General features: G+C 61.2%; 9 protein-coding genes. 6 read left to right on the top strand and 3 right to left on the bottom strand.

Annotated elements, in window-relative coordinates:
• Nucleotides 1-44: 44 nt before the first annotated feature.
• On the bottom strand, nt 45-1,778 hold the full coding sequence (locus Q7U49_RS17135; protein ID WP_304766616.1) for an ammonia-forming cytochrome c nitrite reductase subunit c552: 1,734 nt from the start codon (nt 1,776-1,778) through the stop codon (nt 45-47).
• Nucleotides 1,779-1,990: 212 nt separating this feature from the next.
• On the opposite strand from Q7U49_RS17135, the gene Q7U49_RS17130 reads away from it, so the two are divergent.
• The 6 genes from Q7U49_RS17130 (at nt 1,991) to Q7U49_RS17105 (ending at nt 7,729) form a co-directional block, all read left to right on the top strand.
• A complete protein-coding gene (locus Q7U49_RS17130; protein WP_304766613.1) occupies nt 1,991-3,280 on the top strand; it encodes a replication-associated recombination protein A in 1,290 nt (429 codons plus the stop codon).
• A 213-nt stretch (nt 3,281-3,493) separates the two neighbouring features.
• Nucleotides 3,494-4,423, top strand: a complete 930-nt coding sequence (locus tag Q7U49_RS17125) for a branched-chain amino acid ABC transporter permease (RefSeq protein ID WP_304766611.1) — start codon at nt 3,494-3,496, stop codon at nt 4,421-4,423.
• Nucleotides 4,424-4,434: 11 nt separating this feature from the next.
• Nucleotides 4,435-5,520 (top strand): branched-chain amino acid ABC transporter permease, encoded by a 1,086-nt coding sequence (locus Q7U49_RS17120; RefSeq protein ID WP_304766608.1) that lies wholly within the window; start codon nt 4,435-4,437, stop codon nt 5,518-5,520.
• A 26-nt stretch (nt 5,521-5,546) separates the two neighbouring features.
• Complete coding sequence (locus Q7U49_RS17115; RefSeq protein ID WP_304766605.1) at nt 5,547-6,317, top strand: ABC transporter ATP-binding protein; 771 nt, start codon at nt 5,547-5,549, stop codon at nt 6,315-6,317.
• 1 nt (nt 6,318) lies between these two features.
• A complete protein-coding gene (locus tag Q7U49_RS17110; protein ID WP_304766602.1) occupies nt 6,319-7,035 on the top strand; it encodes an ABC transporter ATP-binding protein in 717 nt (238 codons plus the stop codon).
• A gap of 70 nt (nt 7,036-7,105) precedes the next feature.
• Complete coding sequence (locus Q7U49_RS17105) at nt 7,106-7,729, top strand: Crp/Fnr family transcriptional regulator (protein WP_304766600.1); 624 nt, start codon at nt 7,106-7,108, stop codon at nt 7,727-7,729.
• A gap of 84 nt (nt 7,730-7,813) precedes the next feature.
• Here the strand turns inward: Q7U49_RS17105 and xdhB are convergent, their stop codons facing one another.
• Nucleotides 7,814-10,129 carry a xanthine dehydrogenase molybdopterin binding subunit gene (gene xdhB / locus Q7U49_RS17100; protein WP_304766598.1) on the bottom strand — a complete coding sequence of 772 codons (2,316 nt, stop codon included), beginning with the start codon at nt 10,127-10,129 and terminating at the stop codon, nt 7,814-7,816.
• The gene (xdhA, locus tag Q7U49_RS17095) at nt 10,126-11,592 is read right to left on the bottom strand and encodes a xanthine dehydrogenase small subunit (protein WP_304766595.1); all 1,467 of its coding nucleotides are present in this window, start codon (nt 11,590-11,592) and stop codon (nt 10,126-10,128) included. The genes xdhB and xdhA overlap by 4 nt, the downstream gene beginning before the upstream one ends.
• Nucleotides 11,593-11,620: the final 28 nt, after the last annotated feature.

The raw sequence follows: 11,620 nt of genomic DNA, 5'->3' as shown, positions 1-11,620 counted from the left end.
GGGGGCACGCCGAAGCGCGCCCCCCGTTCAACCAGGTTCAGTGCCTACTTTTTCGCAACAACGGCCTGCATGGCATCGTTGAGCACCTTGATGCCGGCTTGGGACTCGTTGACCGAGCGGGTCAGGGTCTCGCGGGCGGCACCCGGATTATGGAAGCCATCCGAGTTTTCTGCCGTCCACCACTCCCAGTAAATGTGGGCTTGATCGTGGTGGGCTTGCGCTTTTTTGATGGCTTCATCCGGTACACCGGCGGCCTTGGCCTTGGCAAAGGTGTCGATCAACTGGGCCAGCCAGTACTCGGCCTTGGCCAGTTTGCCGCGGGTGTAGTTCTGGATCGAATCGATTTGGTACAGCGCCTGTTCCTTGGTCATTTCGCCATGGCAACGCACGCAGGTGTCGGTCACGTTGTAGCGCGGCGACTTTTGCTGGTGCGAGGTGTAGGTCTTGCCATCACCAATGACCTTGGGCATGTGGCAGTCCTTGCACTCGACACCGGCGCCTTCGTGCTTGCTGCCCCAGAAGGTTTCACTCTCGGGGTGTTGCAGTTTGGACAGCAGGGCGCCCGTGGTGGCATGCTTGAAGTCCTTGAACTTGATTTTCTCTGCCGCAGCCTTGTAGTCAAACACGTTGGCCCAGAAGAAATGGTTGGTTCGGCGGTCGGCCATGGTCACGCTGTACTCGCCGGTGCTGGTGTCAAAGCCGGGATTGCAGTTGTATTCCACGTGGCATTGGGCGCACATCAGGTTGGAGTCGGACTTGCTCAGGATGCCGATGGAACGGAAGCCGTCGCGGAAGCTCACTTTTTTCATGGTGATCTTTTCGCTCTTGGCCTTGTTGTTGGGGTAGGTCCCCATGCCGCGATCTACCACCGCCTCGATCAGTGCGTCACGCACCACGCGGGGTGCCGTGGAGTGCGGGTCATGGCAGCTGTAGCAGTTCATCGGGTGCTTCAGGTCACGGACAAAGTCAACCACCTTGGAGGTGCGTGACCATTGTGCTTTGGGATCGGGGTCGCCCATGTATTTCCACTTCAGGATGTGGTCCTGCGTTTTGCAGTTCAGGCACACCGGGTTCGACGCCGCAGCGGTTTGGGGAAGAAAGATCTTCTGGTCGCTGGTGCCGGGTTCGGCATCTTTCAGCAGCACACTCCACAGTTGTGTTTCGGCGCCTTTGCCGTCGGTCAGGAAGGTCCAGTCCTTGAGCTGAAAGCGCCCGCCATAGCCACGGTCGACGATCAGCTGGTCCATCAGCATGAAGATATGGCTGCGTGGCTCGGCGTGTTCCTTGGTGAAGCCATGGGGTGCCATGAGCTTGTCAAACAGCGGCGAGCGGCCCTTGTAGGTTCCCTTCTCGACCCGGGCCTTGGATTCGTAATTGATCGCCAGGAACGAGTCGTACTGCGCCTGATGGCAGCTGCCGCAGGCCGCGTGGTCGGTACGTGTGCCAATCGCTGCCTTGCCGTCTTTGGCCAGATGCTCTTCGGGTTTGGTGTGGCACTGGGAACAGTTCACGCTGGCATGTTTGCTGTTGGCGTGAAACTCCTTGATGTCCTTGTGGCAGGCATAACAGGTGGCCGCATCGGTCGGGGGTGATTTGCCCGCCGTTGGCGTGGGGATGGCCAGGCGGATCTGGTCAATCGTGGCCTGCGCGCGCTGCTCCTGTTGCTTGACCACGGCGGGGTCGGGCTGTTTGGCAAACACGGCAGACGCCATCAGCAGCGAGGTGGCTGCCAGGGTCACCCAGGCCCGGATGCCCATTGTTTTCAATTCTTTTTTCATGGATCACCTGTATGTCAGTTGTGCTGTCAGCAGACTTGCAGCGAACGGGTTCGCGCTTGAAGTCAGTAAAGACCTCTTCATTTTTTGAAAAATGGCGTTTTTTTGCAAATGCAGTCTTGCAACTATTTGCGTTAAGTCAAAGAAAGCACGGCCTGACGTTGCATTTTGTGCAGAGTTAATCTCAGGGGTCGACTCGGTCACAATATTGCTGTATGCAACATTCCATCGCCCCTCTTTCGCCGCTGGCCGAGCGCCTGCGCCCCAAGACCCTGGGCGAAGTGGTGGGTCAGCAGCATTTGCTGGGTGAGGGTATGGCGCTGCGCCTGGCGTTCGAGTCCGGTCAGCCGCACAGTTGTATTTTCTGGGGACCGCCAGGCACCGGCAAAACCACCATTGCCCGGCTCATGGCCAGCGCCTTCGATGCCCAGTTCATTACCATCAGCGCGGTGCTGGGCGGCGTCAAGGACATTCGTGAAGCCGTTGAAAAAGCGCAACTGGCCCAGCAACAGGGGCGCCGCACGCTGGTTTTTGTCGATGAGGTGCACCGTTTCAACAAGGGCCAGCAGGACGCGTTTTTGCCACATGTGGAAAGCGGCCTGTTCACCTTTATAGGCGCCACCACCGAGAACCCGTCGTTCGAGGTCAATTCGGCGCTGTTGTCTCGTGCGGCGGTCTATGTGTTGCAGCCTTTGACAGCCGACGACCTGAAGCAGATTGTGGCGTCGGCGCAGGCGCTGCAGGCGGTGCCGGAGGTCGAGCCCAAGGCGATCGAGCGCCTGGTGGCCTACGCCGATGGCGACGCGCGCCGGCTGCTCAACACGCTGGAGACGCTGGCCGTGTCTGCCACCCAGGAAAAACGCGCCGAGATCACCGACGTGTGGCTGCTCAAGGTGCTGGGTGAGCGCATGCGCCGCTATGACAAGGGCGGCGAGCAGTTCTACGACACCATCTCGGCGCTGCACAAAAGTGTGCGCGGCTCCGACCCCGATGCCGCACTGTATTGGCTGGTGCGCATGCTCGATGGCGGTGCGGATCCGCGCTATATGGCGCGGCGCCTGATCCGCATGGCCAGCGAAGACATCGGCCTGGCCGACCCGCGCGCGCTGCGTTTGGCGCTCGATGCGGCCGAGGTCTATGAGCGCCTGGGCACCCCCGAGGGCGAACTGGCCCTGGCGGAATGTGTGATGTATCTGGCGGTGGCACCCAAATCCAACGCCGTCTACAAGGCGTTCAATGAAGCGAAAGCCTTTGTCAAGCAGGATGGTACCCGGCCGGTGCCGATGCACCTGCGCAATGCGCCTACGAAATTGATGAAAGACCTGGACTACGGCAAAGCCTACCGCTATGCGCATGATGAACCTGACGGTTTTGCAGCGGGCGAGCACTATCTGCCTGATGGCATGGCCGAGCCGGGTTTTTACCGACCGGTGCCGCGCGGCTTGGAGATCAAGATCGGTGACAAGCTGCGTGCGCTCAAGGCGCGCAACGATCAAGCGCGTTGAAGTGGCATTGCTCTTGCTTGCATGCGCTTGTGCAAGGGTAAACCCGCGCGTTTGGTGCAGATCCCTGAGGCGGCCTCGTGGCTACAATCTTTCGAAACAAACACGTCGTTGACAGGCTTGCCGTCAACTCACGGGCAAAGCTCACAAGGCTGTATAGCGGGTCAGCAAAAGTGTTGACACATCAACCGGCCAAAAATCGGAGAAAACTAAAGTATGGAAACCTTGATCCAGCAGATCATCAATGGTCTGGTGTTGGGCAGCATGTATGCCTTGGTGGCGTTGGGCTACACCATGGTGTACGGCATCATTGGCCTGATCAACTTCGCGCACGGCGAGGTGTTGATGGTGGGCGCCCTGACCAGTTGGACCATCATTGGCTTGATGCAGGAGGCCATGCCGGGTGCACCGGGCTGGATCATTCTGCTGATTGCGGTGGTCATTGCCTGCGTCGTGGCCGCGACGCTCAATTTCAGTATCGAAAAAATCGCCTACAGGCCGCTGCGCAACAGCCCGCGGCTGGCACCCCTGATCACCGCCATTGGCATGTCGATTTTTCTGCAAACGATGGCCATGATCATCTGGAAACCCAATTACAAGCCTTATCCCAACCTGATCGGCGGCACCCCGTATGAAATTGGTGGTGCGGTGATTTCGGTGACTCAGGTGCTGATTCTGGGCGTCACGGCGCTGTCGCTGGCGACCCTGATGTACCTGGTTAACTACACCAAACTGGGGCGTGCCATGCGCGCCACCGCTGAAAACCCCCGGGTCGCGGCACTCATGGGCGTCAAGCCCGACCTGGTGATTTCGGCCACCTTTGTGATTGGTGCTGTTTTGGCGGCCATTGCCGGTGTCATGTGGGCAGCCAACTATGGCACGGTGCAACACACCATGGGCTTTTTGCCGGGCCTGAAAGCCTTTACCGCTGCCGTCTTTGGCGGCATTGGCAACCTGTCCGGCGCCGTGGTCGGCGGCATTTTGCTGGGCCTGATCGAGGCGCTGGGGGCGGGCTACATTGGCAAGCTCACCGGCGGGGTGCTGGGCAGCCACTATTCGGATATTTTTGCCTTTGTGGTGCTGATCATTGTGCTCACGCTGCGGCCCTCGGGCCTGCTGGGTGAGCGGGTGGCGGACAGGGCTTAAGGAGACACAGCATGAAAAAAAAGAAAGAAATCATCGTTTTCCTGCTGGCGGCACTGGGTTTGCTGGTGCTGCCGCTGGTGCTGCAGGGCTTTGGCAACGCCTGGGTGCGCATTGCCGACATGGCGCTGCTGTATGTCCTGCTGGCGCTGGGCCTGAACATCGTGGTGGGTTACGCCGGCTTGCTCGACTTGGGCTACGTGGCATTTTTCGCTATTGGGGCCTACATGTACGCGTTGCTGGCCTCACCTCATCTCAGTGATACTTTCCCTGCCATTGCCGCCATGTTTCCCAATGGCCTGCATTTGCCGATCTGGCTGGTGATCCCGGCTGCGGCGGGCCTGGCTGGATTATTAGGTGTTTTGCTGGGCGCGCCCACTTTGCGGCTGCGCGGCGACTACCTGGCCATTGTGACGCTGGGTTTCGGTGAAATCATTCGCATCTTCTTGAACAACCTGGACCACCCGATCAACATCACCAACGGCCCCAAGGGCTTGGGTCAAATTGACTCGCTGAGCTTTTTTGGCGTAAGCCTGGGCAAGAAAGTGGAGGTGGCCGGGTTCGAGGTGGCTTCGGTCTCGCTGTACTACTACCTGTTTTTGGCGTTGGTGGTGGGTTGCGTGATTATTTCGCACCGGCTCCAACTCTCGCGCGTGGGCCGCGCCTGGATGGCCATTCGCGAAGACGAAATCGCCGCCAAGGCCATGGGCATCAACACGCGTAACCTGAAACTGCTGGCGTTTGGCATGGGCGCCACGTTTGGTGGTGTTTCAGGCGCCATGTTTGCGTCGTTTCAGGGCTTCATTTCGCCCGAGTCGTTCGCATTGATGGAGTCCGTCATGATCGTGGCCATGGTGGTCCTGGGCGGCATCGGTCACCTGCCGGGTGTGATTCTGGGTGCGGTGGCCTTGTCCGCCTTGCCCGAAGTCTTGCGCTATGTGGCCGGCCCGCTGCAAAACATGACCGATGGACGGCTCGACGCCTCCATCCTGCGCCAATTGCTGATTGCGCTGGCCATGATCATCGTGATGCTGTGGCGCCCGCGTGGCTTGTGGCCATCGCCAGAACATGGCAAGTCCCTGCAAACCACCAAGCCCTGACGCAGCCCTACCCAAGAAGAAACAACATGACAGACAACGTACTCAACGTGGCCGGCGTGTCCAAGCGTTTCGGCGGCTTGCAGGCTTTGAGCGATGTGGGCATCCTCATCAAACGCGGCCAGGTCTACGGCCTGATCGGCCCCAATGGCGCTGGCAAAACCACCTTCTTCAATGTGCTTACCGGCTTGTACACCCCCGACACCGGTACTTTCGAGCTGGCCGGAAAGCCCTACCAGCCCACGGCAGTGCACCAGGTGGCCAAGGCCGGTATCGCCCGCACTTTCCAGAACATCCGGCTGTTTGCCGAGATGACGGCGCTCGAAAACGTCATGGTGGGGCGCCATGTGCGCACCCATTCGGGCTTGCTCGGCGCTGTTTTTCGCACCGCCGGTTTCAAGTTGGAAGAAGCCGCTATTGCCCAGCGTGCGCACGAGTTGCTGGACTACGTGGGCATTGGCAACCTGGCCGACTTCAAGGCGCGCACCCTCAGCTACGGCGATCAGCGGCGGCTGGAGATTGCCCGCGCCCTGGCCACCGACCCGCAACTGATTGCGCTGGATGAACCGGCAGCGGGCATGAACAGCACAGAAAAAGTGATGTTGCGCGAGCTGATCGACAAGATCCGCAACGACAACCGCACCATTTTGCTGATCGAGCACGACGTGAAACTGGTCATGGGCTTGTGTGACCGTGTCACCGTGCTCGACTATGGCAAGCAGATCGCTGAAGGTACGCCAGCCGATGTGCAGCGCAACGAAAAAGTGATTGAAGCCTACCTTGGCACCGGAGGACACTGACATGGCCGAAGTTTTATTGAAAGTCAAAGGCCTTAAAGTGGCTTACGGCGGCATCCAGGCCGTCAAAGGGGTTGATTTTGAAGTCTGCGAGGGCGAACTGGTATCGCTCATCGGCTCCAACGGGGCTGGCAAAACGACCACCATGAAGGCCATCACTGGCTCATTGCCCATCAACGATGGCGACATCGAGTACCTGGGCAAAAGTATTCGCGGCCAAGGGCCCTGGGACCTGGTCAAGCAAGGCCTGGCCATGGTGCCCGAGGGCCGCGGCGTGTTCACCCGCATGACGATCATCGAGAACCTGCAGATGGGCGCTTATATTCGCAGCGATCAGGCCGACATTCTGCAAGACATCGACCGTGTGTTCACCACTTTCCCTCGCCTGAAAGAGCGCCGGGACCAGCTCGCTGGCACCATGAGCGGTGGCGAACAGCAGATGCTGGCCATGGGCCGAGCCTTGATGAGCCGGCCCAAGGTGCTGCTGCTGGATGAACCGTCCATGGGCTTGTCGCCGATCATGGTGGACAAGATTTTTGATGTGGTGCGGGAGGTTTATGCGCAGGGCGTCACGATCCTGCTGGTCGAGCAAAACGCCAGCCGCGCGCTGGGCATTGCCGACCGTGGCTACGTCATGGACTCGGGGTTGATCACCATGACCGGCGACGCCAAAACCATGTTGCACGACCCCAAAGTGCGGGCGGCTTACCTGGGTGAGTAAATCCGGGTTTTTTGATCTTCGTTGATCTTCCTCAAGTTTTGCCGGGGTCAGGCGCTGCAAAGTAGCGCCTATGTTTACCGTCAACACCATTGATCCCCGTGCCCAGTCCCAGAACATTGCCCGCGGACAGCGCTTGCTGCAGCGCGGTGGCAAGCCGGTATGGGTCAGTTATATTGAATCCGGGCGCGTGGCGCTGGGTGTGCTTGATGATGGCTTGATGGAGCATCAGATCGGCGTGCTCGAAGGTCCGTGCTGGCTGGACGCCAGTTCCGCGGTGCTTAATTTGCCGCACCTGGTTGACGCTCTGGCCGACACCCCGGTGCAGTTACGCCAGGTCAGCATCGACGACTTCAGCAAAGGCATCTCTGACCTGCCGGCAGCTGCCCAGGCCGTGCTCACGGACGTGGCGATGGCCCACCGCCGACAAACCGAATTTGCTGTGAGCCGACTGGCCAAGGATGCCGAGGCACGCTGCGCCGAGTGGTTGTTGAGCCACGCCCAGTCCGGTGCCCAAGGTCAGATGGCGGTGGAATTGCACCAGCGCAAGCGCAGCATTGCGGCGCAACTCGGCATTGCCCCCGAGACCTTTTCGCGCGTGCTGCGTCACCTGCGCGAGCAAAGCCTGATCAGCGGCTCCGGCCGCGTGCTCAATCTGGTCAACCCCAACGCCTTGCGCTCGCTGGCCGGGGTCTGAAACCTGAAACCTTGCGGGTCAGACCAAACTTGAAACTTTGTGGGTCAGACCACTCGCGCAGCGACGTGCTCTGACCCCAACTGATTAAGACAGCGCCGCCAACACCCGTTCCGCCGTGGCCGGTGCATCCAGTTTTACGGCCTGTTTGTCACCGCGCGCCTGGGCTACCGCGTCACGCAAGGCCTCGAACACGCTGATGGCCAGCATGAACGGCGGCTCGCCCACCGCCTTGGAGCCAAACACGTTGTCCTCGGGGTTGGCCTCCGGCCACAAATCGACCTTGAAATGACCGGGCACATCACCGGCCGTGGGTATTTTGTAGGTGCTGGGTGCGTGTGTGGTCAGCAGGCCCTGCTCGTTCCACACCAGTTCCTCGGAGGTGAGCCAGCCCATGCCCTGCACAAAACCACCTTCAATCTGGCCGATGTTGATGGCCGGGTTGATGGAGCGACCCACGTCGTGCAGGATGTCCACCCTCAACACACGGTTCTCGCCAGTCAAAGTGTCGATGGCCACTTCGGTGCAGGCTGCGCCATAGGCAAAATAATAAAACGGCCGCCCGGTCAGGGTGGTTTTGTCGTAGTGGATTTTGGGCGTGCGGTAAAAGCCGTCGCTCCAGAGTTGAATGCGATTCGCATAGGCCAGCGCCACCACGTCTTTAAAGCTGCGCCTGGCCTGGGGCGTGATCACCTGGCCGGCGGCAAATTCCACCGCACCAGCACCCACGCCGTCCAGGCCAGCCACAAACGCCGCCAGGTTATCGCGCACATGGCGTGCGGCAAACTGGGCCGCGCGGCCATTCAGGTCGGTACCCGCCGACGCGGCAGTGGCCGAGGCGTTGGGAATCTTGCTGGTGTCGCTGGCGCTGACCTGCACGCTTGCAAGCGGCACTCCCAGCTCGTCGGCCACGATTTGGGCCACTTTGGTGTGCAGGCCTTGCCCCATTTCGGTGCCGCCGTGGTTGACTGTGACGCTGCCGTCCAGGTAAACATGCACCAGCGCGCCAGCCTGATTGAACAGGGTGGCGGTGAAGCTGATGCCGAACTTGACCGGCGTCAGGGCAATGCCGCGCTTGACGACTGCGCTGTTTTGGTTCCAGCTGGCAATGGCTTCGCGGCGCTGGCTGTAGTTGGCAGTCTGCGCCAGTTTTGAAATCAGCGGCTGCAGGATGTTGCCCTCGACCTGCATGCCGTAGTGGGTGGTGTTGCGTTGGACCTCACCAATTTCATCGCTGTACAGGTTGCGTTGTCGCACTGTGAGCGGATCCAGCCCCAAGTGGCGCGCGATGTCGCCCAGAATCGCCTCGGTGACGATCATGCCCTGTGGCCCGCCAAAGCCGCGAAACGCGGTGTGGCTTTGGGTGTTGAGTTTGCAGCGGTACGAGGTGATCTCCACGTCCCGCAAAAAGTAGGCGTTGTCGGCATGAAAAATGGCGCGGTCTGCCACCGGGCCCGACAAGTCGGCGCTGAAACCGCAGTGCACCAGCATCTGCAACTGCAGCCCGCACAAGCGGCCACTGTTGTCAAAGCCCACGCGGTAGTCATAGCTGAACGGATGGCGCTTGCCGGTGATGAGAAAGTCATCATCGCGGTCAAGCCGTAGCTTGACGGGTCGCATCACCTTCTGCGCTGCCAGCGCAGCCCACACCGCCAAATGACCGGCCTGCGTTTCCTTGCCGCCAAAGCCGCCGCCCATGCGCCGGCATTGCACCGTGACCGCATGGTTGTCCAGACCAAGGGCATGGGCCACCCAGTGCTGCACCTCGCCGGGGTGCTGGGTGCTGCTGTGAATCAGCCACTGGTTTTGTTCCTGCGGCAGCGCATAAGCGACCTGGCCTTCCAGGTAAAAGTGTTCCTGGCCGCCAACCTCCAGCGTGCCGTGCAGGGTGTGCGGCGCGCTGGCCAGGGCTTGGGCCGCATCACCGCGGCGAACCGTCACGGGTGGCAGCACAAAACTTTGCGCCTGGCGGGCCGCGCGCACGTCCAGGACGGCAGGCAGCACCTCCATCTGCGGTGCCACCAGCCGTGCCGCACGGCGTGCCAGCATCACGCTGTCGGCCACCACCAGGCCAATCACCTGGCCCACATGCTGCACGCTGTCTATTGCAAACACGGGTTCATCACCGGCAAAGGCGGCCAGCATCTTGCTGCCCGGCACATCAGCCGCCAGCAGCACGGCGTGGACACCGGGCAGGGCCAGGGCAGCCTGTGTGTCCACCCCCAGCAACTTGCCGTGGGCCACCCTGGACAGCACGGGCGCTGCATACAGCGTGCCGCGCACTTCCGGGATGTCGTCGATGTAGGTCGCGGCGCCGGCAATCTGGGCGGCAGCGCTCTCATGCGGGTGGGACTGGCCGCTGGCCATGCGGGGGGCTGCGCGATCGGGCAGGGCTGCATTCATGTGTTCTCTCCTTCCAAGCACAAGCTGGTCAGGCTGGTGTTTGGCACGCCCTGTCTCTCCAGCCAGAAACGTTCCATCAGCCCGTCCAGCAGCTGCTCGCGGTAGGCAGCGCTGGCACGCATGTCCGAGATCGGCTGAAACGCGTTGCGCAGGCTCATCTTGGCTTGGTCCACGGTGTTGTGCGTCCAGGGCTGTCCGGTAAGCACGGCCTCGGTTTGCACCGCGCGCACCGGTGTGGCCGCCACACCCCCAGCGCCGATGGAAGCCTCGGTGATGCGCCCGTCCCGCATGTGCAGTTGGATGGCCAGACACACCGCAGAAATGTCGTCTTCGCAACGCTTGGAAACTTTATACACGCGCAGCAGCGCATCGGGCTTTGGCAGCGGCACACGGATGAAGGCCAGCACCTCGTCGGCCGCCATGACGTTTTTGCGATAGCCGGTGTAAAGGTCTTCCAGCGGCAGCTCACGCTGGCCGCGCAGACTCATCAGCACCACGCGGGCGCGCAGCGCGATCAGCAGCGGCATGCTGTCGCCAATCGGCGAGCCGTTGGCAATATTGCCGCCCAGGGTGCCGGCATGGCGCACCGGCAGACCGGCAAAGCGGTTGAAGAACGCGTGCAATTGCGGTCGGTCTGCTTCCAGCGCGGCAAAGGCGTCCTGCAAGCTGACGGCGGCGCCGATGACGGTATGACCGTCCTGCACTTCGATGGTCCTGAGTTCCGCCACCCGCGTGACGTCAAGCACCTGAGCAAAATCCATGTGCAGCTTGTTGACCCACAAGCCCACGTCGGTGCAACCGGCCACCAGTTGGGCCTGCGGCCGGGCGGCGCGGGCCGCCAGCAGGGCGTCGAGGCGGGTTGGTGCGTCGTAGGAGCAGGCGGCTTCCTGTGTTCGGTTCGCTGGCGCGATGGACGCCAACTGCTGGCGCAAGCGAGTCTCGTCCAGGTTCACGCGGGGCAGGGTGGTCATCTGCTCGGCCGCGTCCAAAATGGGTCGGTAACCCGTGCAGCGGCACAGGTTGCCCGACAGCGCCTCTTGCGCCTGGGTGCGGCTGACGGACAAGTCTTTCAGCACCGTGTTCTGGTACAGGCCAAACAGGCTCATGGCAAAGCCGGGGGTGCAAAAGCCGCACTGGCTGGCGTGGCACTGGTGCAGCGCCTGCTGCACCGGATGTGCCGCGCCTTCCGAGGAGGCCAGATCAGCGGCAGTCCAGAGCGCCAAGCCATTGAGGGCATGCGCCATTTTGATGCAGCTGTTGACGGCGCGGTAGCGGATCTGCCCGTCCTGCAACTCGCCCAGCACCACAGTGCAGGCACCGCAGTCGCCCTCATTGCAGCCTTCCTTGGTGGCGCTGTGGGCCAGGTCTTCGCGCAGCAATTGCAGCAGTGTACGGGTCGGCGGGACGTTTTGCAGCGTAACAATCTCGCCGCGCCAGACAAATTGAAGGACAGGTGGGTTCATGAAGGCACTCATTGGCTAGGGATGGAGG

Origin of the sequence: Rhodoferax sp. (assembly GCF_030653815.1) — a bacterium.
Classification (GTDB): Bacteria; Pseudomonadota; Gammaproteobacteria; order Burkholderiales; family Burkholderiaceae_C; genus Rhodoferax.
This window is presented reverse-complemented; position numbering and strand designations above follow the sequence as displayed.

Coding starts and splice junctions, on each gene's coding strand:
- Q7U49_RS17135 (WP_304766616.1), bottom strand. CDS start 1,778: ATGAAAAAAGAATTGAAAACAATGGGCATCCGGGCCTGGGTGACCCTG.
- Q7U49_RS17130 (WP_304766613.1), top strand. CDS start 1,991: ATGCAACATTCCATCGCCCCTCTTTCGCCGCTGGCCGAGCGCCTGCGC.
- Q7U49_RS17125 (WP_304766611.1), top strand. CDS start 3,494: ATGGAAACCTTGATCCAGCAGATCATCAATGGTCTGGTGTTGGGCAGC.
- Q7U49_RS17120 (WP_304766608.1), top strand. CDS start 4,435: ATGAAAAAAAAGAAAGAAATCATCGTTTTCCTGCTGGCGGCACTGGGT.
- Q7U49_RS17115 (WP_304766605.1), top strand. CDS start 5,547: ATGACAGACAACGTACTCAACGTGGCCGGCGTGTCCAAGCGTTTCGGC.
- Q7U49_RS17110 (WP_304766602.1), top strand. CDS start 6,319: ATGGCCGAAGTTTTATTGAAAGTCAAAGGCCTTAAAGTGGCTTACGGC.
- Q7U49_RS17105 (WP_304766600.1), top strand. CDS start 7,106: ATGTTTACCGTCAACACCATTGATCCCCGTGCCCAGTCCCAGAACATT.
- xdhB (WP_304766598.1), bottom strand. CDS start 10,129: ATGAATGCAGCCCTGCCCGATCGCGCAGCCCCCCGCATGGCCAGCGGC.
- xdhA (WP_304766595.1), bottom strand. CDS start 11,592: ATGAACCCACCTGTCCTTCAATTTGTCTGGCGCGGCGAGATTGTTACG.